The following is a 22,073-nucleotide window of genomic DNA, read 5'->3' on the forward strand; positions in this document are numbered from 1 at the left end:
CGGGCCGACGGGGGTGTGCTACAGGTTGCGCAGGTAGGCCAGGGACGGGGCGAAGAAGTATTCGCCGCCCATCATCGTGACGGTCTGCGCGACCTGGGCGTGCGGCTCGGACTGCTCGGGCCGGCCCCAGACCTTCGGGAAGGTCACCTTGAGGCCGCGCTCGCCCTGCCCGATGACCGGGTCGTGGCCGGTCGCCTCGACCTCGAAGTCCTCGTTGTTCGCCCAGGACTGCTGGGTGAACTCGAACTGGCCCGGCAGGCTGCTGTTGAACGCCATGAACAGCAGCCCGACCTCCCCGCTGGGCCGGTCGCCGGGCGGGGAGTCGTCCCACGGCTCGTCGGTGCGCTCGCCGTAGGTCTGCCCCCGCCTGGCCATGATCACCTCACGTCCGAACGAGCGCGGGTTGGTCTTCCTGACGTGCCCCGAGAAGGGGCACTTGGAGCCGTCGTCGCCGTCGAAGCTGAAGTCGTTGACCACCGGCCCGCCGGTCGCCTTCGGCTTGAGCGTCAAGGGGGTGCCGTCCTTGAAGCGACCGACGAGCATGGCGCCCGCCCGGTCGCGGTCGGCCCCCTCCAGGCCCAGGCTGTCGGCCAGGTCGCGCTCGATCTCCTTGAACGCCCGCACGTTCTGCTCCAGCTTCCTGAACACCAGGTAGCTGCCGTGGTGGCGGCCGGGGTCGGGCGCGAACGGGTCGGGCACCAGGATGTTGCTCAGCGGGAACGCCGGGTCCCAGTGCCGCTTCGGCTCCTTGTCCACCTCGTCCTTGACGAACAGCGGCTGGCTGCGGCCGTCGACGTATCCGAAGTGCTCGATGCCGTCGCCCGCGGGGTTGCGCATGCCCTGCCCCCGCTCCTCGCCCAGCAGCCGGGCGCTCGCGGGCAGGTCGCCGAGGATCTCCTCGCGCAGCCGGGCCACCGGGCCCGGCTCGGCGTCGCCGATCAGGATGACGGCGTGGATCTCCCGCTGATAGACGCGCTCCCACTCCTCCACGGGCGGGTCGTTGACGAACCCGGTCCGCCGCTTCATGCCGTCGCGGAAGGCCGCGTCGCCGAACTTGCGCACGTCCTCGACCGAGTGGCCGAGGTCGCGGTAGCCGGCCTTGCTGATGCCGATCCCGACGTACGGGGTGCCGCGGCGGCGGCCGGTGGCGAAGTCGCGCACCTCCTCCAGGTGCCGGCGGGCCGACTTCATCTTCGTGGTCGCGACGCGGCGCAGGAACGCCCGGCCCTCGGCCGCGTCGTTGAACCGGACGAACAGCACCGACAGGTGCTCACGGACGTGCGCCCGCAGGATGTTCGGCTGGAGATTGTCGAGCATCGCCTTGGTGTCCGCGTCGAGCGTGGCCGAGTCCCAGGCCAAGGGTCGTTCGTTGTGCAGGTCGACAGGCATTGCCGTGTCCCTTCCCCGTTTCCGTCGGAAATCGGGCCCCCTTGCGCGCCCAGGATGAATCGCCTTGTCGCGAATCCCCCGTCTTGCGACGCGCCCCTTCAGTAGGACTGCCGAGGGGGCGGGAAAGTTTCCCCGAAGGGACACGCCTGATTTCCCGATCAGTTCACGGTGAGCGCGGTGCGCGCGACGCCGCCGTCCTTGCAGCGCACGGTCACGGCGTGCGTGCCGGCCTTGGCCGCCTTCAGGGCCGGCGCCCAGGCGACCGTGGGCACGCCGGGCGCGTTGCGGGGCGTGGCGAAGGCGTACGAGGTGACGTCGCGCACCTGGGAGCCGCCGCAGACGGCCGTCACCTTCACCCGCGCGCCCACGGCGACGGTGGCGGGAGAGACGCCGACGCCCGCGTTGACCGCGGCCAGGGAGCCGCCGCCGCCGGGCGGGCGGGTGGCGGTGGCCGTGGGCTTCGGCGTCCCCGTGCCGGTCGGCCCCGGCGTCGCCGTGCCCGTGCCGGTGGGGGCGGGCGTGGGAGTGGGCTTGGGCGTCGCGGTGGGCTTGCCGGTCGGCGTCGGCGCGGGGGAGGGGTTGCTCTGCCCGAAGACCACGTCCGAGCAGGAGTAGAACGCCTCCGGGCTGTCGCTGCGCTGCCAGATCGCGTAGATCAGGTGACGGCCCTGCCGGGACGGGAGCTTGGCCGTCATCGTGTAGTAGCCGTCGGCCACGACCGGGTTCTGCACGCTGTGGAACGGCCTGGCCTCCAGGTCCGACCACTTCAGCGGCCTGGCGGGGTCGTAGCCGTCCTTGGTGAGGTACAGCTCGAAGGCGCCCTTGTGCGGCGCGGTCGCGCGGAACCTGAAGGTGTGGGAGGCGCCGCTCGTCATGGTCGTCGCCGGCCAGTCGGCGCGGGCCTGGTCGAAGCCGCGGTACTTGTCCCGGCCGGCGCTGCACAGCTCCCCGTCGGGGATGATCTCGCGGTGCCGGCCCGCGGCGTCGGCGACGTTGACCTCGTTCCAGTCGTACAGGGGCTGCGTGCCGCCCATCGCGACGGCCTGCTTGCACGCGGCCGACTTCGGGCTCTCCGGCCCTTCGCTGTAGCAGACCATCAGGCGGCTGGGCGGGTTGCTCATCGTGCCGTGCGCGGAGGCGGTGCCGGGGGCGACGGCGAGCGCGAGCAGCGTGGGGGCGGCCAGGGTGGTGGCGACGAGCGCCTTGCGGTTGATCTGCATGCTGACCACCTTGGAGCACCTGAAATGCCGAAATAGTCGGCTTAAGTGTCCTTTAAGGCTGCCTTACGCAGCTCTTCAGCCGCTCCCGTCCGGAGCCGCCAGACGGTTCAGGTGTCGCCGTCGGTACGGAGCCAGACCTGCACCTGGGCCCCGCCCAGGGACGAGCGGTCCAGCCGCAGCGAGCCGCCCGTCGACTCGGCCAGCCGCCGCGCGATGTCCAGCCCCAGCCCGGTGGACCCGCTCCCGCTGGCCCCCCGCTCCAGCGCCGCCTCCGGGTCCGGGATGCCCGGCCCCGCGTCGGCCACCAGGATGCCGACCACGTCCCTGCCCTCGTGCAGCGTGACGCCGAACGCCGTCCCCTCGGCCGTGTGCCGGAACACGTTCCCGAGCAGCGCGTCCACCACCGCCGTCAGCTCCCCGGCCGGCACGGGCGCCCGCACCGGCAGCTCGGCCCCGATCAGCTCCCACGGCCGCCCCTGGTCCTCGGCCAGCGCCGACCAGAACGCCAGCCGCTCGCGCAGCACCTCGGCGGCGTCGCACGACCTGGCCGCCCGCGACGGCCGCCGGGCCGCCGAGATGATCGTCGTGATCTCGCCCTCCAGGCGGGCCAGGGCCTGCCTGCTGGACTCCGCCTGCGGGCCGAGCTGGTCCAGGCTGAGCCGCAGCGCGGTCAGCGGCGTGCGCAGGCGGTGCGACAGGTCGGCCGCCAGCTCCCGCTCGGCCGCCAGGAGGTGGGTGACCCGGCTGGCCATGGAGTTGAACGCGGTCGCCGCCGCCTGGAGCTCCGGCGGGCCGTCGGGGTGGATGCGCTCGCTCAGGTCGCCGGAGCCGAGCGCCGTGGCGGCCGTGCCGAGGCGGCGCGCGGCGCGTACGATCCTGGCCCCGAGGCGGTCGCCGACCAGCACCGAGCCGATCACGAGCACCACGGCCACCCCGGTCAGCACCGCCCAGGAGGCGAACACGCCCCGGTTGAGGTCGTCGGCGGGCACGAACACCTCGACCACCGCGCTCCGGCCGCCGTCCAGCGCCACGGGGCGCAGCAGCGCGTACCCGCCGTCCAGCGGCACCGTGCCCGCCCTGGTCTGCGCCGCGGCCCCGGACACCTCGGCGGCCGGCGCGCGGGACGTGCCCACGGTCGCGCCGCCCTCGACGTGGACGGCCAGCAGGCCGCGCCGGCCCGCCTCCGTACGCGCCATCGCGTGCCCCAGGTCGTCGCTCCCGGTCGTCAGCGCCAGCACCGGCACCAGCGCCGACGCCTGCCGCTCGGCGTTCGCCACCGCCCTGCTCTGCGCGGTCTCCTTGACGATCAGCGCGAGCGGCACCAGGAAGGCGAGCGCGACCATCGAGGTGACGGCGACCATCAGCACCGCCAGCGTCCGCCTCATCGCGGCCCTCTTCGCGATTCGCCGGCCATCGGAGAGCCGGTCGTCGTGGGGCGGGTCATCGGAGGGCCGGTCATCGGAGAGCCGGTCATCGGGGGGCCGGTCATCGGGGGGCCGACAGCATGAAGCCCACGCCGCGCACGGTGTGCAGGTAGCGGGGCCGGGAGGCGCTCTCGCCGAGCTTGCGGCGCAACCACGACAGGTGCACGTCGATCGTCTGGTCGTCGCCGTAGGCCAGCCGCCAGACCTCCGACAGCAGCTCCCTGCGGGTGACGACCCGGTCGGCGCGGGCGGCGAGGTAGGCGAGCAGGTCGAACTCGCGCCTGGTCAGCGCGAGCGGCGCGCCGTCGAGCGCGGCCTCGCGCCGGTCCACCTCCACGACCAGGCCGCCCACCCGTAACGTGCGCGGCGCGGGCGCGGACCTGGCCCGGCGCAGCACGGCGTCCAGCCGGGCGCTGAGATGGTCGCCGGAGAAGGGCTTGACCAGGTAGTCGTCGGCGCCGGCGCGCAGCAGCCGGACGATCTCGGCCTCGTCGTCGCGGGCGGTGGCCACGATGACCGGCACGTCGGAGATGCCGCGCACCATGCGCAGCGCCTCGGAGCCGTCGAGGTCGGGCAGCCCGAGGTCGAGGATGACGGCGTCGGGAGGGGACTGGGAGATCTCCCTGAGCGCGTCGAGGGCGCAGCCCGCGCTGCGGACGGCGTGCTCCCGCAGGCCCAGCTCGTGGATGATCGCCGACCTGACGAATTCGTCGTCTTCGACTACGAGAACCGTCGCCATGGGGCCCCACCGTACATAATGCCTGTCATGCGTCGAGCCCTGAAATACGCGGCGATCTGGTGCGGAGCCACCGCGGTCGCCGTGTCGGTCTCGTGGTTCGGCGTACGCGGCGTGCTGCGCAACGAGTTCGTGGACGACGTGAACGTCGGGCCGTTCCTCGCGCAGACGGCCGCGGCGGACGAGCGGGCCGGGCCCGCCGCGCCGGTCCCCGCCACCCCTGCGCCGCGGGGCGCCACCTCGCCGGAACCTTCCCCTCCCCCCGCGACCTCGTTCAGGAAGACCCCGCAGCCCTCGCGTTCCGTGCCGTCGAAGACCTCCGCCCCGTCCCCGCGGCCCGCGCGCGCGGCGGCGTCCGGGGGCGCGCTCAAGGTCATCAGCGTGACGGGCGGCGAGGTGGTGTTCTCCCTCGGCGGCCGGAGCTGCCGGCTGGTCTCCGCCACCCCGGCCGGCGGCTACACCGCCAAGGTGGCCCGCGCCGACGGCTGGATCCGGGTGGACCTGGCCAGGGACGGGCACGGCACGGGCGTGTTCTGCATCGGCCACGAGCAGCGCACCGACACCTGGGAGTACTGATGAGGAGCAGGGGCTGGAGCAGGTCGAGCGGCACCCGCGACACGCTGCTGCGCGCCGCCCGCGACGTCTTCCTGGCCAAGGGGTACGGCGACGCCACGGTCGCCGACATCGTGGACGCGTCCGGGATCAGCGTCGGCAGCCTGTACCACCACTTCGGCGGCAAGCCCGGCCTGTTCCTGGCGTTGTGGGAGCAGTTCATGCGCGGCCAGGAGGAGCGCACGTCCAGGGCCGCCAAGGCCACGGCGGGCACCGCGGAGCGCTTCCTGGCCGGGGCCCGGGCGTACCTGGAGGGCTCGTGGGAACAGCGCGAGGTGGCCCGGCTGTTCCTGGAGAACGACGGGCCCGCCGAGTTCACCACCCTGCGCAGGCAGCGCGGCTGGGACTGGATCGGCGGCAACAAGCGCCTGCTCGGCCTGGACGACTCGCGCGAGAGCCAGGTGCTCGTGGTGCTGCTGACGACGATGATGGGCGAGGCGGGGCGGGAGGTGGCGGCGTGCGAGTCCGAGCGGGACGCCGAGGTGACGATCGACGAGGTGATTCGCCTGGTACGCAGGATGCTGCCTACGTCGCCGGACGTAGCGCGGGCGACTCCCTAGGGACGATTCGCGCCGCCGCCGCGTGGTGGCAGCGTGGCGGCATGGACGCACTTCGCAGGGCCCTGGGCGGGCTGTCGCTGCTCTACGCGCTGGTCTTCCTCGTGTTCGGGCTGCTGCACGCCGGGATCGCGCTCGGGCCGGTGAGCCAGCCGGTGATCGTGCCGGCCGCGATCGCCGAGACGTTGTGCGCCTCGGCCGTGCTCGCGGGGGCGTACGGCGCGCTGGCCGGCCGGGCGTGGGCGTGGGACGGGCTCGTCTACGGCCACGCGGCGGCGCTGGGCGGCGTGCTGCTGGGCATCCTGGCGCTGGCCTTCGGCGACGGCGCCGAGGAGACGCCGCTGCTCACCTGGTATCACGGCACGATGGCGGTCGCCCTGGCCGCCGGCCTGAGCGGCGCCTTCTACGTCTCCAGGGTGCGCAGGTAGCGGAGATCCTGCGGACAGGAGGCGGCCGGCGTCACGACTCCAGGGTGCGCAGGTAGTCGGCCGCCTCGGGGAGGTGGTCCTCGGTGAAGACGCGGATGCCGTTGCGCTCCAGCAGCGCCGTCGTGACGCCCCGGCCGGGGACGCGCCGCCCCCGGAAGCTGCCGTCGTAGATGGCCAGCGCGCCGCACGAGGGGCTGCCCTCCTTCAGCACCGCCATCCTGATCCCGTGCGCGCGGGCCACCGCGAGCGCCCCTTCCGCGCCCGCCAGGAACTCGGCCGTCACGTCGGACCCGTCGGTCGCCAGCACGCGGGCCTCCCCGGACAGGACGGCCGCCCCGCCCGCCCCGCCCTCGATCTCGGCGGCGGGCCTGGGGACGGGCAGCCCGCCCGCCACCTCGGGGCAGAACGGCACCAGCCGCCCCTCCTCCCGCCACCCGGCGAGCCAGGCGGCCGAGCTGGTCTTCGCGCCGCCGTCGTAGCGCACCTTGCGGCCCATCAGACAGGCGCTGACGAGGATCTTCTCCACGTCTTCGATCCTATGAGCGCGATGGGCGCCAGCGAGACCGCGGCCGGCCCGAGCACCGCCCAGAACGCGTACGTGAACGGCCGCGCCACCCCCGCCGCGGTGAACGCCTGCAGCAGCACGGCCGGGACCGCGACCCCGAACGGCGCCGCGAGGCGTACCGCGATCGTGCTCAGCGTGGTCGCCGCCGGGAGGGCCGCGCGCTCCAGCGTCCGGTACGCCGCCGCCCCCACCGACGTGGCCACCAGCCCGTGCCCGAGCCCCAGCACGAACATCACCCCGAACAACGGGACGGACGCCGCCCCGGACGCCGCCCCGGACGCCGCCTCGGACACTGCCCCGGGTGCCGCCCCGGGTGCCGCCCCGGACGCCGCCTCGGACAGCCGCGCCGGGCCCTCCCCGAGCAGCACGTACGCCGCGATGGCCGCCACCGCCAGCAGCACCCCCGCCGCCCCGACGCCGCGCGGCCCCCTGCTGTCGGTCAGGCGGCCCGCCAGCGGCATCGTGATGGCCGCGCGGATCCCCATCGGCGCCAGCAGCAGCCCCGCGTCGAGCGCGCCGCCGCCCCGGGCGAGCTGGCTGTGGAGCGGCACGAGCACGGTGAAGCCGGAGATCGCCGCCGAGACGCTGGCCGAGGGGCCGCTGCCCGATGACTGGCGGGAGGCGCTGCTGCTGCTCGCCCGGCGCGAGCGCGAGCTGGTGCGGCGTCACCCCTGGCGGGTCGATCTGATCGGGCAGCGGGTGGCCGTCGGGCCCAACGGCCTGCGGCACGTGGAGCAGAAGCTGGCGGCCTTCGACGGGCTCGGGGTCGATCGGCTGACCGCCTGGCGGTTCCTGGCGGCCGTCAACGACTACGTGACCGGGTTCGTGGTCAGGGAGGCGACGGAGCGGGGCGCGCCCGGGCGGGAGGGGGTCACCGAGGAGGAGCGGGCCGCGCCGGCGGAGCCGTACCTCAGGGAGCTCATCGACGGCGGGGAGTTCCCGCGGCTGGCGCCGATCCTGGAGCAGGGCGTGCCGGGCGCGGACGACAACTTCGAGCGCGGGCTCACCTGGGTCCTCGACGGCATCGAGGCCCACCTGCGCAACCCCTGACCGCCCGCGCCCTGCCAGCCGTTCCTCCGGAATCGGGGGCGAGGCATCCGGGCGGTAGCCTTGGCCCCGATGAACACCGTCGTCTCCACGATCGTCATCTCCGGCGCCGTGCTGCTGATGCTGATGAGCCTGATCAACGCCTTCCGCGACAAGCCGATGGGCATGGTGCTCCTGGTCGGCTTCGCCCTGCTCGAAGTGGCCGTGCTGGTCCAGGCGGGCTTCGTGATCGCCGCGGTGGCCGGCGGCGCGGGGCCCGACGACAAGGTGACGCTGTTCGGCTACGTCGGGGGCGAGGCGCTGATCCCGCCCGCCGGCGTGTTCCTGGCGCTGGCCGAGCGGAGCAGGTGGGGGTCGGGGATCCTGGCCCTGGCCGGGTTCGCGATCGCGGTGATGACGGCCAGGCTGCTGCAGATCTGGCAGGGCGTGGCGTGACCGCCACCTCCATCGGCTCCGGCCCGGGGCGCGCGCTGATCGCGCTCTACGGGCTGTTCTCCCTGGCGGCGGGGGCGCGGGCGGGCGTGCAGATCGCCACCAGGTTCGCCGAGGCGCCGCTGGCCTACGCGTTGTCGGCGTTCGCGGCGCTGGTCTACATCCTGCTCACGGTCGCGCTCTGGCGCGGCGCGCGCCGCCTGGCGCTGGTGGCGCTCGGCATCGAGCTGGCCGGCGTGCTGATCATCGGCACGCTCAGCCTCCTCGACGCCGCCGCCTTCCCCGACGAGACCGTGTGGTCGGCGTACGGCAGGGGCTACCTGTTCATCCCCCTCGTGCTGCCGCTGGTGGGCCTCTACTGGCTGTGGCGCAGGCGTTAGGCCCCGGTCCGCGGGGGCAGTGGCACACCCCATGAGCACGATCGAACATTCCGAAGACGTCAGGGCCCCCATCAGGGCGGTATACAACCAATGGACGCAGTTCGAGAGCTTCCCCGAGTTCATGGAGGGAGTGGAGTCGGTCAAGCAGCTCAGCGACACGCGTACGGCGTGGGTGGCGGAGATCGCCGGGGTCAGGCGCGAGTTCGAGGCCGAGATCACCGAGCAGCACCCCGACGAGCGCATCGCCTGGCGCAGCGTGGACAAGCCGCACCAGGCCGGCGTGGTGACCTTCCACCGGCTCGACGACGCCACGACCAGGGTCACGCTCCAGATGGAGTACGACCCCGAGGGCTTCCTCGAGACCGCGGCCGACTGGCTGCAACTCGTGCGGATGCGCGTGATCGGCGACGTCAAACGCTTCAAGACCTTCATCGAGTCGCGCGACGGCGGTGAGACCGGCGGCTGGCGCGGCGACGTGCCCGGCCCGCACGAGCACGGCTCCACGTACGGCGACACCACCCGGCCCGTGCCGCCCGGCACGATCGGCGGCGGCGACGAGCCGCCCGGCACCGTCGGCCGCGGCGAATACCCGCCCGGCGCGCCGCCCGGCGGCACCCTGCCGCCCCCCGGACCGGTCCCCCCGGGCCACGAGCCGCCGCAGGGCCCCCGCCCCGTGCTCTGACCCCCGAAGGACCTCGAAGGACCTCGAAGGACCTCGAAGGACCTCGAAGGACCTCGAAGGACCTCGAAGGACCTCGAAGGACCTCGAAGGACCTCGAAGGACTCTCGAAGGACCCTCGTAGGACTCTCGGAGGACCGCCGTAGCGCGGCGCTCAGAGCTCCTCTCGGTGATCGCGGCCGGTGTCCAAGGCCCCAGGCCGGTCCGCGCCCCGCGCTCTGAGCTGCCACAAGACCCCCGGTGCCCATGCCCGGGGGTTTTGTCATGTCTTCGTAGGCGCCAGGAATAAAAGTCCATTTCGGTCCTGTTAAGGTGGCATTCGTCCCATGATTTGATGAGTGGAGGACAACCCCTGTCATGAGCGTGCTCGCCCAAGAGTCCCGCGAGTCCCGTAACAGAACCGCGCCGCTGGCCTGGCTGCTCGTGCTGGGAATCGTCCTCGCCGCACTCAACCTGCGCACCGGCGTCACAAGCGTCGGCCCCCTGCTCGACCAGCTCGCCGCCGCCCTCGGCATGTCGAGCGTCGGCACGGGACTGCTGACCACCCTGCCCGTGCTGGCCTTCGCCAGCGTGGGAGCGATCACCCCGACGCTGTCGCGGCGCGTCGGCGAGCACCGCCTGCTGCTGCTCGCCCTCGTCACGCTGGGCGTGGGCCTGCTGGTCAGGTCCATGGTCGGCTCGGCCCCGGTGTTCCTGCTGAGCAGCGCGGTCGCGCTGTCCGGCGGCGCCGTCGGCAACGTGCTCATCCCGACGCTGATCAAGCGCCACTTCCCGGCCCGCACCGGGATCATGACCACCGTCTACACCACGGCCCTGGCGGCGGGCACCATGCTGGCCGCCGCCGCGACCGTGCCGATCGAGCGCGCCTCGGGGGACTGGCACATCGCGCTCGGCGTGTGGGCGGCCCTGGCCGCCGTCGCCGCCATTCCGTGGCTTGCGCTGCTGCGCAGTGAGCCGGAGCGGGACACGGGCGGCCGGGAGGCGGGCATCGGGCGGCTGGTGCGCAGCCGGCTGGCCTGGATGATCGCGATCTACTTCGGCACGCAGTCGATGATCGCCTACATCATGTTCGGCTGGCTCGCCACGATCCTCACCGACGGCGGCTACAGCACCTCGGAGGCCGGGCTGATCCTCGGCGTCTTCACCGCGCTGAACATCCCCGTCTCGATCGCCGTGCCGATGGTCGCCTCACGCTTCCGGGACCAGCGGCCCACCGTGGTCGCGCTGGTCGCGTTCTACGTGGTCGGCTTCCTCGGGCTGTGGTTCGCGCCGATCTCCACGGCGATGGTCTGGGTGGTGTTCGTGGCCCTGGGGATGGGCTCGTTCCCGCTGGCGCTGATGATGCTGGCGCTGCGCACCCGTACGCCGGGGGCCACGGCCGCGCTGTCGGCGTTCGGCCAGAGCGTCGGCTATCTCATCGCCGGCGCGGGCCCGCTGCTGGTGGGCGTGTTGCGGGAGACGACCGGCGGGTGGGCGCTGCCGTACACGCTGATCTTCGTGGTGCTCGTCGCGCAGCTCGTCACCGGCCTGTACGCCGGCCGCAACCGTTACCTGGAGGACGAGCGGGAGACGGCTGCCAGAATGGCCGGATGAATTCCACCCTCGTCACCTTTCCCGGCGGCCTGACCAGGGGCCGCTCCGCGATCGTCGAGGCCGTGCCGGTGGGGGACCGGCACGGCCTCGTCGTCGCCGAGACGCCGTTCCACCCCCTTGACCACACCTGGCCCGACCAGCCCGCGGACCGCGGCACGATCGGCGGGCTGCCGGTCGTCGACTGCGTCACAGGGGCCCGGTCGAAGGCCGGCGAGGTGTTCGTCGGGGCGGACATCCCGGTCCGGCGCGGCGCCGAGGAGTGGGCGTGGCTGGTCGTGCACGTGACCGAGGCGCCGCTGCCGGTGGGGGCGGAGGTGGACCTGGAGGCCGACGCGGACTTCCGGGCGGCGCTCTCGGCCGGCCACACCGCCTGCCACCTGGCGGCCTTCGCGCTCAATGCCGCCCTGGCCGGTCACTGGCGCAAGGAGGCCAGGACCGACGCGCTCGGCCACCCCGACTTCGACCAGAGCGCGATCACCTCCTCGCGCATCGCCCCGCACGCCAGCCAGGACGTCTACCGCCTGGGCAAGTCGCTGCGCAAGAAGGGCTTCTCCGCCGAGGGCCTGGACCCGGAGAAGGCCGCCCGGGAGGTGAACGAGCGGCTGGCGGCGTGGGTGGCCGCCGATGCCCCGGTCCGGGTGGTGGCGCCGGACGCCGGGCTGACCGCCCGCCGTACGTGGCACTGCTCGCTGCCCGAGGGCGAGGCGTCGATCCCGTGCGGCGGCACGCACGTGCGGGGCACGGCGGAGCTGGGCCGGGTCGAGGTCGCGCTGACACTGTCGCCGGAGGAGCAGACCCTGACGATGCGGACGACCGTCAGCATGTGTTGACAAGCGGGTGCTTGTCAGCGCATGCTGACGACATGGAAGTCACCAAGCTGGCCGAGGCGGCCGTCGATCGTGACCCGGGGGTGGGGCTGCGGGCCGTGGCCGCGCTCAGAGCCCTGCTCGAAGAGCTGGAGGCGGTTCACGTGTCCACCGCCCGCGCCCAGGGCTGGTCATGGGAGCAGATCGCCGACGCCCTCGGGGTCAGGCGGCAGTCGGCACACCGCAAGCACGCGCGCAGGACGGGGAGGTAGACGGGTGATGTTCGCCAGGTTCACAGAGGAAGCCCGCCGGGCGGTGGTCAGGGCGGGGATCCACGCGCTCGACGCCGGGCGGCCCGCGCTCGACGCCGGGCTGATGCTGCTGGGGGTGGCGGAGGTGCGGCCGTTCGCGCTGGCGTCGTTCACCGCCTCCGCGGCCGACGTGCGCGAGCGCGTGGGCGTGCCCGACCCCCGCGCGCTGCTGGCCACGCTGGGCATCGACCTCGACGAGGTGCGCCGCCGCACCGCGACGCTCGCGGACGACCCCGGCGCGTGGACGCTGCGCCGCTCCCGCGTGCGCCCCCTGCGCGTGACGCTGTACGGGCCGCTGGGGGAGATCCCGCTGGCCATGCACGCCAGGAAGGTGATCGAGGTGGCGATGTGGAAGCCGGGGCCCGTCACGGGGGAGCGGCTGCTGTGGGGCCTGCTGGCCGACGGCAAGAACGGCGCAGCCCGGATCCTGCGGGATTCCGGGGTGAACGTGCGCCGGCTGGTCGACGAGGCCGGCATCCCGGCCCGCCGCGCCGCCTGAGCCATCCGGGCCGAACCGCACCTCCTGAGCCATCCGGGCCGGATCACCCCTCGGGTCACCAGGCGCATGGCCGGGGCCGTCCGGCCGTGGCCCGGGGCGGTTCACGGCCGTCGCCGGCGTGGCGCGAGGGGTCCGGAAGTCCGTTACACTTGTTGATCGCAAGGGGCTATGGCGCAGTTGGTAGCGCGCCTCCATGGCATGGAGGAGGTCTGGGGTTCGAATCCCCATAGCTCCACCCCGTTCACAGCGGCGCGTCATAAAGCGCCAGTTCCTCCTCATCGGGCGCCTCGAAGAGAGGCGTCCAGCGTTCGAGCAGCTCGCGGGTGACCGGCACGGTCCCCGGCGAGCCGGTCGTGCCCCGGCGTTCCAGACGGCGGCACAACTCCTCGAAGGGGGCCGTGAGGTAACGCAGCTCGACCGCCGCGCCGAGCGCCCGCGCGGCCAGGCGCAGCGCCTCCCGCTCCTGCCTGGCCCAGAAGCCGTACTCCAGGACGACCGTCTGCCCGAGCCGCAACAGGTCCTGGGCATGCCGCCAGAGCTGCCGCTCCAGCAGGTCGCGGGCCCGGTCGTCCCACACGTCCAGGCCCAGCGCCGTCAGCCACTCGTCGGGGCACAGCCGCACGGCCGGGAGCTCGGCGGCCAGCCGCCTGGCCAGCGTGGTCTTCCCCGAGCCCGGCAGCCCGCAGAGCAGCACGAGCCGCCCCGCCCGCCGTGTCACCATGCCCGCCCCGCCCGTCGTCTCGTTTGGTTGTCCGATCGTTCCATGGTGCCCGGGGGCGGGGGCAAAGTGCTCAGGAGGTGAGCGGTTTGCGAGGGATGATGGGGGCATGCGTGCCGAGCGACTGGTGGCCGCGCTGCTGCTCATGCAGGCGCGCGGCCGGGTGACCGCGGCGGAGCTGGCCGAACGGCTGGAGGTCTCCGTGGCCACCGCGCGCCGCGACCTCGAAGCCCTGTCCGCCGCCGGCCTGCCCGTCTACCCCCAGCCGGGGCGGGGCGGGGGCTGGCAGTTGCTGGGCGGGGCGCGTACCGACCTCACCGGGCTCACCGCGCACGAGGCCCAGGCGCTCTTCCTGCTCGCCGGGCCGGCCGCGCCCGCCGCCCCCGAGGTCAGGTCCGCGCTGCGCAAGCTGATGCGGGCGCTGCCCGAGACGTTCAGGGCCGAGGCGGAGGCCGCCGCAAGCGCGGTCGTGGTGGACCCGGCCCGCTGGGGCGAGCCGGAGAAGGAACGGCCGGAGCTGGTGCGGGTCCTCCAGCACGCCACCGTGCGGCGGCGCCGGGTCCGGCTCGCGTACGAGGGCCGCCGCGACCGCGGGCGCACCGAACGCCTGGTCGACCCGTGGGGGCTGGTGGACAAGGACGACGTCTGGTACCTCCTGGCAGGCACCGAGCGCGGGCAGCGCACATTCCGGGTGGACCGGATCGTCGCGGCCGTGGTGACGGAGGAGGAGTTCGAGCGGCCGGGGGACTTCAAGCTGGCGCGGGCCTGGGAGCAGGTGGTGACGGAGATGGAGCGGCGGCGCTCGACCGTCTCGGCGACCGTGCTCATCGCCGCCCGGTTCCTGCCCGTCCTGCGCGACCACTTCGGGCGGCACTGCCAGACCCTGGGGGAGACGGAGGACGGGCGGGTCAGGGTGCGGGTGGCCGCGCCGATGGCGGTGACGATCGCCGAGCAGCTCGCCGGGTGGGGCGCGCGGGTCGAGGTCGAGGAGCCGGAAGAGGTCAGGGCCGAGCTGGCCAGGATCGGCGCCGAACTCGTCACCCGCTACCGCGCCCCTTCCTGACGCGCGGGCGGCCGGCGAGTGCCGCGCGCAGGGCGGCGTGCTCCCGGCGGAGGCGCGCCCACGCCTGCGCGACGTGCCGCCGTTCGGTCGCCGGGGCGCCGATGGCGATGCGCAGCGTCACCCGGCCGGCGATCCTGGTGTGGGTCAGGCACATCGTGCCGCTGGCGTTGAGCAGCTCCATCAGCCGGAGCGTGGCCTCGTCCGCCTCCTCCTCGGTGAGTCCCGGCCACAGCGGGCGCACGCACACCAGGCCCAGGGGGCGCGGCTCGTGCAGCTCGAACCCGGGGTCGGCGGTGATCCACCGCGCCAGCTCCCCGGCCAGCGCGACGCCCTTGCGGATGTGCGCGCGCAGCCCCTCGGCCCCGTACCAGCGGATCACCGACCACAACTTCAGCGCCCTGAACCGCCGGCCCAGCGGCACCTGCCAGTCCCGGTAGTCCACGACGGAGCCGGAGTCGGTGGCGGCGTTCCTGAGGTATTCGGGCAGGATCGACAGCGCGCCGAGCAGCGGGGCGCGGTCGGCCGTCCAGAGCACGCCGCAGTCGAAGGTGGTCAGCAGCCACTTGTGCGGGTTCGTCGCGTACGAGTCCGCGTACTCCGCCACGCCGTCGTTCAGCCACCGGAACTCCGGGCAGACCGCCGCGACCCCGGCATAGGCGGCGTCCACGTGCAGCCAGACCCCGCGTTCCCGGCACACCGCCCCGATGGCGGCCACCGGGTCCACGGCCGTGGTGGAGGTGGTGCCCACGGTGGCGCACACCATCGCCGGCGCCGCGCCCGCCGCCTCGTCCCCGGCCAGCAGGGCACGGAGGTGGCCGGGGTCCATGGCCAGGGTGCGCGGATCGACGTCCACCACCCGTACGGCCGCCGCCCCCAGCCCCGCGATCCGCGCGGCCTTCTCCAGGGACGAGTGGGTCTGGGAGGTCACGTAGAGCGTGTAGCGCCGATCGACGCCCTCGGCCGCGACCCGCCCGCCGCCCGCCCGGTGCAGCGCGGCCAGCAGCGCGACCAGGCACGCGCTCGACGCGGAGTCCTGGATGACGCCGCCGCCCGCCGCGTCGGTGCGGAAGCGGTCCGGCAGGCCGAGCAGCTCGGCCAGCCAGTCGAGCACCACCGTCTCCAGCTCGGTGCAGGCCGGGCTGGTGACCCAGAGCATGCCCTGCACGCCCAGCCCGCTGGAGAGCAGGTCGCCCAGGATGGCCGGGCCGCTGGAGTTGGAGGGGAAGTAGCCGAAGAAGCCCGGATGCTGCCAGTGCGTGATGCCGGGCAGCAGCACACGTTCCAGGTCGGCCAGCACGCTCTCGAACGGCTCTCCCCGCTCGGGCGGGTGCGCGGGCAGCGCGCCGCGGATCTCACCGGGCCGCACCGGGGACACCACGGGGCGGGACTCGATGCCGGCGAGGTAGTCCGCGATCCAGTCGACGACCTGCTTGCCGTGGTGGCGGAACTCCTCCGGGGTCATGTGAGGGCTCATCCGACCACTGTGCGCGCGGCGGCCGGGCCACGAAAAGGGGACGGGCCGGGGGCTCGCGCCCCGGGCCCGTCCTATCTCAAGCGGCCGGACGGCCGCAGTAAGGTCAGTAGTGGTAGCGGCGGTGACGCTTGCCGCCGAAGGTCTTGCCGAGGTGGAACCCGCCGGGAAGGTGCACGGAGACGTGGCGGCGGCCGTCGGGCGTGGTGGAGATGTGGAAGCGCCGATTGCCGTAGCTGTGGCCGACGCCGTGCCGCGACAGGTTGATCCGGAACGGCCCCAGTTTGATTGACTTGCGGTAGTGCCAGCCCATGTCCCTCCTCCGCCATCGTGCGCTCACACACGACAACGAGCGGGACGAAGGCCGGGTTCCCGGCCGGTGGGGCGACAGGGCCCCGGTGCAGGCCGGGCCGTGGGCGACAGGGCCCCGACAGGAAGGACCGCGGACATGATCGTGATCGCTCACCTGAGCGACATCCACATCGGCGCGACGCCCGAGAGCGTCCCCCGCGCCGCCGCCGTCATGCGCTACCTCGACGCGCTGCCCGGCGACCTCGACGCGGTGCTGGTCACCGGTGACATCGCCGACCACGGGCTGGCCGAGGAGTACGAGGCGGCCGGCAAGCTGCTCAGCTCGCGCCACCCCGTCCTGGCCGGCCCCGGCAACCACGACGTCAGGGCGGAGTTCCGCCGCGTCCTGCTGGGCGCCGAGCCCGGCGACGGCCCGGTCAACCAGGTCCTGCGCACCGACGCCGCGATCTACGCCATGTGCGACTCCTCGATCCCCGGCCGGCCCTCGGGCCACCTGGCCGACGAGACCCTCGACTGGCTGGAGGGGGTGCTGGACGGCGCGGACCTGCCGGTCTTCGTGGCCTTCCACCACCCGCCGGTGACGCTGCACGCCCCGCCGGTGGACGGGATCAGGCTGCGCGCGCCCGACCGGCTCGAAGCGCTGCTCGCCGGGCGCGCCAACGTGCCCGCCGTGCTGGTCGGCCATGCCCACGTGGCCGCGGCGACCACGTTCGCGGGCCGGCCGCTGCTGGCCGGCGGGGGCGTGGTGTCCACGATCACGCTCCCGTGGGAGGGCGGCACGAGCTTCGACACCTGCGTCGAGTACGACCTGCCGCCGGTGATCGCCTTCCACGTGCTCGACGACGAGGGGCGCGTGACCACCCACTACCGCGTGGTCCCGTAAGAGCGGACCCCAGGAGGGGACGGGACCGCGAGAGGTCCCGCCCCCTCGCGGTCACCGCTCGGTCAGCTCGATGAACGTCACCGAGTACGCGGGGAAGTCGTAGGTGAAGGCCGAGGAGAAGCCGTTCACCCGCCGCCGCTCCGGCGCGATCCGGTCCGGCTCGGAGATCGAGTTCACGTCCGACGGCGCGCCGGTGAGCGTGGTCACCGTGGCCGTCGGCCGGAAGCGCGCCGGACCGAGGTCCACCGCGCCGCGCACGGCGGTGTCCTGCGCGTTGACGACCTTGAGCGTCACCGACTTCCCGTCCCGGGAGACCACCTGGTAGAGCGGCTCCACCCGCGAGTCGTCGACGAAGTCGTTGATCTGCCGCCCGTCCAGCCAGGTCGTGATCCGGCGCCCGTCCACCCGCACCTTCAGCCGGTAGTCGCGGCCGGTCTCGACCGTGGTGGCGGAGGTGGCGATCGAGGACTTGCCGCCGTTGACGGCCTTCTCCACGGCGGACTGGGTGTTGTTCCAGCCGCCGACGTTCCACCAGTAGAAGCTGCCGGTGTCACGGACCCCGAACATCACCAGGAAACCCTCCGCGCCCGCCGTCTTGCGCGCGGTCACCTCCATCGTGTAGTTCGACCAGTCGGCCGAGCCGGCCGTGGACCGGGCGTCCTCGACCTGCGCCGTCTGCGCGTACGCGCCGTCCTGCGCGGCCCAGGTGCCCGCGCCGGGCGTCCACCTGCCGGCCCCGGCGGAGAAGTCGTCCGCCAGCAGCACGGTCCCGTCGGCCGCGGTGACCTTGACGTCGTCGTAGCGGACCGCGGTGTTCCACGCGCCCAGCCCGACCGCGCCCTTGATGTCCTCGACGGGCCTGGCCTCGCCCTCGAACGCGCTGGGCACCACCCGCTCGCCGACGTTGGTGGAGAACAGGCGTTGCACGTGGTAGCTCGGCGACCCGTACGCCTGGTCGTTGTCGAACCAGATCAGGTCCGGCGCCCAGTCCACGTAGTCCACGTTGGCCAGCAGCGGCGCGTACGACGCCAGCTCCACCACGTCGGAGTTGCGCTCGATCCCGGTCAGGTACGACGCCTCCGCCAGCGCGTTGTAGAACGTGTTGCCCCTGGAGGCGTACTCGCCCACGAACACCTTCGGACCCTCGCGGTCATAGGTGTCGTAGCGGTGGTTGTTGGCCAGGAACCAGTCGGGGTTGTTGTAGTAGTGCTCGTCGACCAGGTCGGCCTTCTGGTCGCGGGCGAACTGCCACATCCGGTCGAACCAGGCGCCCTGCGAGGTCTGCCCCGAGTTGCTGATGATCTTGATCTCGGGGTGCTTCGCCCTGATCGCGTCGGCGAACTTCGGATAGTTCGTGAAGAACTCCTCGTAGATCTCCTCGTTCCCGAGCCCGATGTACTCCAGCCCGAACGGCTTGGGGTGCCCCATCTCCGCGCGCTTCCTGCCCCAGGTGGAGGTGGCCGGGCCGTTGGCGAACTCGATCAGGTCGAGCGTGTCCTGCACCCACCGGGCCAGCTTGGCCTCGTCGGTCAGCGGCCGGTTCTCGCCGCAGCCGTTCACGCCCACCGACAGCACCGGCAGCGCCTTGGCCCCGATGTCCTCGGCGAACTGGAAGTACTCGTAGTACCCGATGCCGTAGCTCTGGTTGTAGCCCCAGAAGTTGAAGTTCGCCGGCCGCTCCTCGACCGGGCCGATCGTCTCCTTCCACTGGTAGATGCGGCGCCGGTCGCCGGTCTCCGCGTACGGGTCGTAGGTGCCGACGTTGGTGACGCAGCCGCCGGGGAAGCGCAGGAACCGGGGCTTCAGGTCGGCGATCATCTCGGCCAGGTCAGCGCGCATGCCGTGCCCCTTGAAGGTGTTCCGGGGGAACAGCGAGACCATGTCCAGGTCGGTCCGCCCGGCGGGCGCCTGCACGACGAGGCGGCCGGCGTCGGTGGTGCCGGAGGAGGTGAACGAGGCCCGGTACTTCGCCCAGCCGCCGGCCTTGACCCGCAGCGTGACCTTGCCGAGCACGGTGGCGCCGTCCTCGACGGTGACCGTCAGCGGCCCGGCCTCCGCGCGCCTGGCCCACACCGAGAAGTCGTAGCGCTCGCCCTTGACGAGCGGCACGCCCCGGTTGAAGCCGGCGTTGGCCACCCCCGCCGTGCCCGTGCCCGTCACGTCGAGGCGCAGGTAGTTGCGGTTGTTGGTGTTCAGCGGGTCCTCGCCGGTCACCACGGGGGTGACGGTGGCGCCGCGCTCGGCCTCGCTCCAGGCGGTCAGGCCCGTGTAGGAGGGCTCGTCGGTGGCGTTGAACTCGAACGAGCGGTTCTGCACCAGCTCGGCGTAGAGCCCGCCGTCGGCGGCGTGGTTGATGTCCTCGTAGAAGACGCCGTAGAGGTCGGGGCTGACCTTGGTGCCCGCCGCCCTGGTGTCCACGGTCAGCTTGCCCGAGGTGTAGCCCTCGATCCGGAACTTGGCCGCCCGCGCCCCCATGGTCAGCTTCCCGTCCTCGACGGCCAGGCCCCGGCCGCCGGACGAGACGGTGACCTTGCCGCCGCCGGCGTCCTTGATCTGGAAGACCGAGCCCTCGGCGGCCAGCCGGACGGGCGTGCCGGCCCGCAGGAACCTCCCCGACCCGGTGTCCTTGAGCGTGACCCCGTCGCCGCCGGCCGCGGCCGTCAGGACCAGCCCGGTCATGGGCGCCTTCGCCGAGGCCCGCACGGTCCCCGAGCGCCCGGCCGACAGGTACGGCAGCGCCGCGGCGCGCAGCGTGAACGGCCCCTCGGGCACCACGGCCGCCCCCTCGGACGCCTTGACCGCCAGGTAGTCGAAGCCGGCCCGCATGGACGTGCCGTTCTGCGCCGACAGGCCGAACAGCCCGACCTGCCCGACCTTGATCGCGGCGGTGGTCCTGGACGCCTGCACCCAGCCCGAGCCGTCCCAGTAGGAGGAGGTGAACGCGTCGCCCGTCCTGGCCAGCTTGATGATCTCGGCGGTGGAGCCGGGCCGGGCCGCGAAGGCCGAGCTGAAGGCCGCGCCGACCTCGGTGGCCGTCTCGATCACCGGCCCGCCGGCGGACCCGACGTGGGCCAGGCCGGCCCGGACGTAGTTGTCCCAGTCCTGCCAGGCCAGCAGGCCCGCGCTCTGATAGTCCAGCGAGACCGGGGCGGTGAGCTTGGTGACCACCTCGAAGTCGCCGTCGGGGACGTCCACGAGGAAGAGGTTCCTAGCGTTGTTGCTGCTCTGGTGGGTGTCGCCGGTCAGGGTGTCCAGGTGCAGCGACCCGCCGGACAGGTTCCAGCGGGTGTCGTCCGGTGACAGCACCGTCCAGTCCTCGCCGAGCGTGGTGCCGTCGAACTGGTCCACGACGGCGCCCTCGGGAATGGGGTCCGCCAGGGCGGTGGCGGGCTGTGGCGTCACCAGCGCGCCCGCCAGGAGCAGGGCGGATAAGGCGATGCGCGACATGAGTGGGGGGCTCCTCAGGGTTGTTAGCGTTAACAAAGAAGTGAGCGTTAACAACTGCGATCCGCGTCACCGTAAGTACCGGTCGGGTGTGGCGTCAAGGGTTCGCCGTGTAACCCGACCGTAATGCGGCGGGGCCTTGACGAGACCGGTTGTTAACGTTCACAGTCATCCCCAAGCCAGGAAAGGAGCACGGCTGTGGGATCCACCCTGGGGCGCCGCCTACCGGTCATGGCCGACGTGGCCAAGGAGGCGGGCGTGTCGCATCAGACGGTCTCCCGCGTGCTCAACGACCATCCGAACGTGCGCAGCGAGACCCGTACGCGGGTGCTGGAAGCGATCGACAAGCTCGGCTACCGCCGCAACCTCGTCGCCCGCGCGCTGGTGACCAGACACTCCAGAACGCTCGGAGTGGTCAGCTTCGACACCACGCTGTACGGCCCGGCCAGCACCGTCTACGGCATCGAGCAGGCGGCCAGGGCGGCCGGCTACTTCGTCAGCATCGTCAGCCTCAAGTCCATCGACCGGGCCGGCGTGCGCGATGCCCTCGACTACCTGGCCGACCAGGGCGTGGACGGCATCGTGGTGGTGGCCCCGCAGCGCTCGGCCGCCCAGGCCCTGGCCGACCTGCCGCTGGGCGTGCCCACGGTCGCGGTCGAGGGCGGCGAGGCCGGGGAGGTGCCCGTGGTCTGCGTGGACCAGTTCACCGGCGGCAGGCTCGCCACCGAGCACCTGCTGTCCCTGGGCCACGAGACGGTCTGGCACGTCAGAGGGCCCTCCGACTGGCTGGAGGCCGAAGGGCGCGTGGCCGGCTGGCGGGCCGCGCTGGAGCGGGCGGGCCGCGAGGTCCCGCGTCCGCTCGCCGGGGACTGGAGCCCGCGCTCGGGATACGAGGCGGGGCGCAGCCTGGCGAGCATGAAGAACGTCACCGCGGTCTTCGTCGCCAACGACCAGATGGCGCTGGGCGTGCTGCGGGCGTTCACCGAGCAGGGGGTGAGGGTGCCCGAGCGGGTGAGTGTGGTCGGTTTCGACGACATTCCCGAGTCGGAGTTCTTCTCGCCGCCGCTCACGACCATCAGGCAGGACTTCGACGCGGTGGGCAGGCACAGCATCGAGGTGCTCGTCCGGTTGCTCGAAGGCGGCACCGAGGAGCGGGAAAGGCTCGTGGTGCCGCCGACGTTCGTGCCCAGGCTCAGCACGGCCAGGGTCTGAAGGCCCGTCCGGGGCGGGGGCCCGGGGCCGCACAGGAAGGCAGGACGCGCTGGCGCCCATTCGGGCTGTTAGCGCTCACATCAGAAGGGAACCCCCCACGTGTTGAAGAGGATCTCGGCGCTGGTCCTCGCCGGGCTCACCGCGATGACGGTGGCGAGCTGCGGAAGCGGCGGCGGAGAGACGAGTGCGAGCAGCGGCGGCGGTTCGGGCGACGCGATCACCATGGGATTCTCCCAGGTGGGCGCGGAGAGCGGCTGGCGCACGGCGAACACCAAGTCGGTGCAGGACTCGG

General features: G+C 73.1%; 24 protein-coding genes, 1 tRNA gene and 1 pseudogene. 16 read left to right on the forward strand and 10 right to left on the reverse strand.

Annotation, left to right across the window (positions count from 1 at the left end; all coding sequences use genetic code 11):
- Nucleotides 1-18 precede the first annotated feature (18 nt).
- From IO39_RS38040 to IO39_RS38055, 4 genes are all read right to left on the reverse strand, one after another.
- Entirely contained in the window at nucleotides 19-1,389 is a 1,371-nt protein-coding gene (locus IO39_RS38040) for a Dyp-type peroxidase (protein ID WP_043634421.1), read from the reverse strand.
- A gap of 158 nt (nucleotides 1,390-1,547) precedes the next feature.
- Nucleotides 1,548-2,609 carry a lytic polysaccharide monooxygenase auxiliary activity family 9 protein gene (locus tag IO39_RS59210; protein ID WP_052423897.1) on the reverse strand — a complete coding sequence of 354 codons (1,062 nt, stop codon included), beginning with the start codon at nucleotides 2,607-2,609 and terminating at the stop codon, nucleotides 1,548-1,550.
- 107 nt (nucleotides 2,610-2,716) lie between these two features.
- Nucleotides 2,717-3,994 carry a sensor histidine kinase gene (locus tag IO39_RS38050; protein WP_084774189.1) on the reverse strand — a complete coding sequence of 426 codons (1,278 nt, stop codon included), beginning with the start codon at nucleotides 3,992-3,994 and terminating at the stop codon, nucleotides 2,717-2,719.
- A gap of 100 nt (nucleotides 3,995-4,094) precedes the next feature.
- Nucleotides 4,095-4,772, reverse strand: a complete 678-nt coding sequence (locus IO39_RS38055) for a response regulator transcription factor (RefSeq protein ID WP_043634424.1) — start codon at nucleotides 4,770-4,772, stop codon at nucleotides 4,095-4,097.
- A gap of 27 nt (nucleotides 4,773-4,799) precedes the next feature.
- Here IO39_RS38055 and IO39_RS38060 point away from each other — a divergent pair, with 27 nt between their 5' ends.
- From IO39_RS38060 to IO39_RS38070, 3 genes are read left to right on the forward strand one after another with little or no spacing between them, the layout of a single operon-like run.
- Nucleotides 4,800-5,345 (forward strand): hypothetical protein, encoded by a 546-nt coding sequence (locus IO39_RS38060; protein WP_157549526.1) that lies wholly within the window; start codon nucleotides 4,800-4,802, stop codon nucleotides 5,343-5,345.
- Nucleotides 5,345-5,941, forward strand: a complete 597-nt coding sequence (locus IO39_RS38065) for a TetR/AcrR family transcriptional regulator (RefSeq protein WP_043634435.1) — start codon at nucleotides 5,345-5,347, stop codon at nucleotides 5,939-5,941. The genes IO39_RS38060 and IO39_RS38065 overlap by 1 nt, the downstream gene beginning before the upstream one ends.
- A 41-nt stretch (nucleotides 5,942-5,982) precedes the next feature.
- Nucleotides 5,983-6,366, forward strand: coding sequence for a hypothetical protein (locus tag IO39_RS38070; protein ID WP_043634437.1), 384 nt, complete (start codon nucleotides 5,983-5,985; stop codon nucleotides 6,364-6,366).
- A 31-nt stretch (nucleotides 6,367-6,397) separates the two neighbouring features.
- Here IO39_RS38070 and IO39_RS38075 read toward each other — a convergent pair whose 3' ends face one another.
- Both IO39_RS38075 and IO39_RS56295 read right to left on the reverse strand, forming a co-directional pair.
- Complete coding sequence (locus IO39_RS38075) at nucleotides 6,398-6,892, reverse strand: 2-thiouracil desulfurase family protein (protein ID WP_043634440.1); 495 nt, start codon at nucleotides 6,890-6,892, stop codon at nucleotides 6,398-6,400.
- A complete protein-coding gene (locus IO39_RS56295) occupies nucleotides 6,862-7,488 on the reverse strand; it encodes an MFS transporter (protein ID WP_043634442.1) in 627 nt (208 codons plus the stop codon). Before IO39_RS56295 ends, IO39_RS38075 begins: the two co-directional genes overlap by 31 nt.
- 1 nt (nucleotide 7,489) lies before the next feature.
- Here IO39_RS56295 and IO39_RS56300 point away from each other — a divergent pair, with 1 nt between their 5' ends.
- From IO39_RS56300 to IO39_RS38125, 9 genes are all read left to right on the forward strand, one after another.
- Nucleotides 7,490-7,981, forward strand: a complete 492-nt coding sequence (locus tag IO39_RS56300) for a TetR/AcrR family transcriptional regulator C-terminal domain-containing protein (RefSeq protein ID WP_052423894.1) — start codon at nucleotides 7,490-7,492, stop codon at nucleotides 7,979-7,981.
- A gap of 69 nt (nucleotides 7,982-8,050) precedes the next feature.
- Nucleotides 8,051-8,413, forward strand: coding sequence for a hypothetical protein (locus tag IO39_RS38090; RefSeq protein ID WP_043634444.1), 363 nt, complete (start codon nucleotides 8,051-8,053; stop codon nucleotides 8,411-8,413).
- Nucleotides 8,410-8,790: a hypothetical protein gene (locus tag IO39_RS38095; protein WP_043634445.1), complete on the forward strand. Its 381-nt coding sequence runs from the start codon at nucleotides 8,410-8,412 to the stop codon at nucleotides 8,788-8,790. Before IO39_RS38090 ends, IO39_RS38095 begins: the two co-directional genes overlap by 4 nt.
- 31 nt (nucleotides 8,791-8,821) lie before the next feature.
- The gene (locus IO39_RS38100; RefSeq protein WP_043634446.1) at nucleotides 8,822-9,472 is read left to right on the forward strand and encodes an SRPBCC family protein; all 651 of its coding nucleotides are present in this window, start codon (nucleotides 8,822-8,824) and stop codon (nucleotides 9,470-9,472) included.
- A gap of 354 nt (nucleotides 9,473-9,826) precedes the next feature.
- Nucleotides 9,827-11,062 (forward strand): CynX/NimT family MFS transporter, encoded by a 1,236-nt coding sequence (locus IO39_RS38105; protein ID WP_043634447.1) that lies wholly within the window; start codon nucleotides 9,827-9,829, stop codon nucleotides 11,060-11,062.
- Nucleotides 11,059-11,892: an alanyl-tRNA editing protein gene (locus tag IO39_RS38110; protein ID WP_043634451.1), complete on the forward strand. Its 834-nt coding sequence runs from the start codon at nucleotides 11,059-11,061 to the stop codon at nucleotides 11,890-11,892. The genes IO39_RS38105 and IO39_RS38110 overlap by 4 nt, the downstream gene beginning before the upstream one ends.
- Before the next feature lie 32 nt (nucleotides 11,893-11,924).
- A complete protein-coding gene (locus IO39_RS38115; protein ID WP_043634498.1) occupies nucleotides 11,925-12,140 on the forward strand; it encodes a hypothetical protein in 216 nt (71 codons plus the stop codon).
- 7 nt (nucleotides 12,141-12,147) lie between these two features.
- Nucleotides 12,148-12,678 carry a Clp protease N-terminal domain-containing protein gene (locus IO39_RS38120; RefSeq protein WP_043634454.1) on the forward strand — a complete coding sequence of 177 codons (531 nt, stop codon included), beginning with the start codon at nucleotides 12,148-12,150 and terminating at the stop codon, nucleotides 12,676-12,678.
- A 162-nt stretch (nucleotides 12,679-12,840) separates the two neighbouring features.
- A tRNA-Ala gene (locus IO39_RS38125) sits at nucleotides 12,841-12,913 on the forward strand.
- Nucleotides 12,914-12,919: 6 nt separating this feature from the next.
- On the opposite strand, the gene IO39_RS38130 is transcribed toward IO39_RS38125, so the two are convergent.
- Nucleotides 12,920-13,399: a P-loop nucleotide/nucleoside kinase family protein gene (locus IO39_RS38130; protein WP_043634457.1), complete on the reverse strand. Its 480-nt coding sequence runs from the start codon at nucleotides 13,397-13,399 to the stop codon at nucleotides 12,920-12,922.
- A 106-nt stretch (nucleotides 13,400-13,505) separates the two neighbouring features.
- On the opposite strand from IO39_RS38130, the gene IO39_RS38135 reads away from it, so the two are divergent.
- Nucleotides 13,506-14,459: a helix-turn-helix transcriptional regulator gene (locus tag IO39_RS38135; protein WP_043634458.1), complete on the forward strand. Its 954-nt coding sequence runs from the start codon at nucleotides 13,506-13,508 to the stop codon at nucleotides 14,457-14,459.
- Here the strand turns inward: IO39_RS38135 and IO39_RS38140 are convergent.
- Both IO39_RS38140 and IO39_RS38145 read right to left on the reverse strand, forming a co-directional pair.
- On the reverse strand, nucleotides 14,434-15,933 hold the full coding sequence (locus tag IO39_RS38140; RefSeq protein WP_245642524.1) for a pyridoxal-dependent decarboxylase: 1,500 nt from the start codon (nucleotides 15,931-15,933) through the stop codon (nucleotides 14,434-14,436). The two genes, IO39_RS38135 and IO39_RS38140, sit on opposite strands and share 26 nt — an antisense overlap.
- A 103-nt stretch (nucleotides 15,934-16,036) precedes the next feature.
- The gene (locus IO39_RS38145; protein ID WP_043634463.1) at nucleotides 16,037-16,243 is read right to left on the reverse strand and encodes a DUF4236 domain-containing protein; all 207 of its coding nucleotides are present in this window, start codon (nucleotides 16,241-16,243) and stop codon (nucleotides 16,037-16,039) included.
- Nucleotides 16,244-16,378: 135 nt separating this feature from the next.
- Between IO39_RS38145 and IO39_RS38150 the strand changes: the two genes are divergently transcribed.
- Complete coding sequence (locus IO39_RS38150) at nucleotides 16,379-17,125, forward strand: metallophosphoesterase (protein WP_043634466.1); 747 nt, start codon at nucleotides 16,379-16,381, stop codon at nucleotides 17,123-17,125.
- Nucleotides 17,126-17,176: 51 nt separating this feature from the next.
- Here IO39_RS38150 and IO39_RS38155 read toward each other — a convergent pair whose 3' ends face one another.
- Nucleotides 17,177-20,572: an alpha-L-arabinofuranosidase family protein gene (locus IO39_RS38155; protein WP_052423895.1), complete on the reverse strand. Its 3,396-nt coding sequence runs from the start codon at nucleotides 20,570-20,572 to the stop codon at nucleotides 17,177-17,179.
- Nucleotides 20,573-20,800: 228 nt separating this feature from the next.
- Between IO39_RS38155 and IO39_RS38160 the strand changes: the two genes are divergently transcribed.
- Together IO39_RS38160 and IO39_RS53420 are read left to right on the forward strand one after the other, a co-directional pair.
- A complete protein-coding gene (locus tag IO39_RS38160) occupies nucleotides 20,801-21,781 on the forward strand; it encodes a LacI family DNA-binding transcriptional regulator (RefSeq protein WP_043634502.1) in 981 nt (326 codons plus the stop codon).
- Between the two features lie 99 nt (nucleotides 21,782-21,880).
- A pseudogene (locus IO39_RS53420) lies at nucleotides 21,881-22,073 on the forward strand (LacI family transcriptional regulator); the annotation flags it as partial.

It is taken from the genome of Nonomuraea candida, assembly GCF_000725485.1.
GTDB classification, from domain to species: domain Bacteria; phylum Actinomycetota; class Actinomycetes; order Streptosporangiales; family Streptosporangiaceae; genus Nonomuraea; species Nonomuraea candida.

Coding starts and splice junctions, on each gene's coding strand:
- IO39_RS38100 (WP_043634446.1), top strand. CDS start 8,822: ATGAGCACGATCGAACATTCCGAAGACGTCAGGGCCCCCATCAGGGCG.
- IO39_RS38115 (WP_043634498.1), top strand. CDS start 11,925: ATGGAAGTCACCAAGCTGGCCGAGGCGGCCGTCGATCGTGACCCGGGG.
- IO39_RS38140 (WP_245642524.1), bottom strand. CDS start 15,933: ATGAGCCCTCACATGACCCCGGAGGAGTTCCGCCACCACGGCAAGCAG.
- IO39_RS38065 (WP_043634435.1), top strand. CDS start 5,345: ATGAGGAGCAGGGGCTGGAGCAGGTCGAGCGGCACCCGCGACACGCTG.
- IO39_RS38040 (WP_043634421.1), bottom strand. CDS start 1,389: ATGCCTGTCGACCTGCACAACGAACGACCCTTGGCCTGGGACTCGGCC.
- IO39_RS38060 (WP_157549526.1), top strand. CDS start 4,800: ATGCGTCGAGCCCTGAAATACGCGGCGATCTGGTGCGGAGCCACCGCG.
- IO39_RS38070 (WP_043634437.1), top strand. CDS start 5,983: ATGGACGCACTTCGCAGGGCCCTGGGCGGGCTGTCGCTGCTCTACGCG.
- IO39_RS38155 (WP_052423895.1), bottom strand. CDS start 20,572: ATGTCGCGCATCGCCTTATCCGCCCTGCTCCTGGCGGGCGCGCTGGTG.
- IO39_RS38090 (WP_043634444.1), top strand. CDS start 8,051: ATGAACACCGTCGTCTCCACGATCGTCATCTCCGGCGCCGTGCTGCTG.
- IO39_RS38160 (WP_043634502.1), top strand. CDS start 20,801: ATGGCCGACGTGGCCAAGGAGGCGGGCGTGTCGCATCAGACGGTCTCC.
- IO39_RS38110 (WP_043634451.1), top strand. CDS start 11,059: ATGAATTCCACCCTCGTCACCTTTCCCGGCGGCCTGACCAGGGGCCGC.
- IO39_RS38145 (WP_043634463.1), bottom strand. CDS start 16,243: ATGGGCTGGCACTACCGCAAGTCAATCAAACTGGGGCCGTTCCGGATC.
- IO39_RS38120 (WP_043634454.1), top strand. CDS start 12,148: ATGTTCGCCAGGTTCACAGAGGAAGCCCGCCGGGCGGTGGTCAGGGCG.
- IO39_RS38055 (WP_043634424.1), bottom strand. CDS start 4,772: ATGGCGACGGTTCTCGTAGTCGAAGACGACGAATTCGTCAGGTCGGCG.
- IO39_RS38050 (WP_084774189.1), bottom strand. CDS start 3,994: ATGAGGCGGACGCTGGCGGTGCTGATGGTCGCCGTCACCTCGATGGTC.
- IO39_RS59210 (WP_052423897.1), bottom strand. CDS start 2,609: ATGCAGATCAACCGCAAGGCGCTCGTCGCCACCACCCTGGCCGCCCCC.
- IO39_RS38130 (WP_043634457.1), bottom strand. CDS start 13,399: ATGGTGACACGGCGGGCGGGGCGGCTCGTGCTGCTCTGCGGGCTGCCG.
- IO39_RS38150 (WP_043634466.1), top strand. CDS start 16,379: ATGATCGTGATCGCTCACCTGAGCGACATCCACATCGGCGCGACGCCC.
- IO39_RS38135 (WP_043634458.1), top strand. CDS start 13,506: ATGCGTGCCGAGCGACTGGTGGCCGCGCTGCTGCTCATGCAGGCGCGC.
- IO39_RS38105 (WP_043634447.1), top strand. CDS start 9,827: ATGAGCGTGCTCGCCCAAGAGTCCCGCGAGTCCCGTAACAGAACCGCG.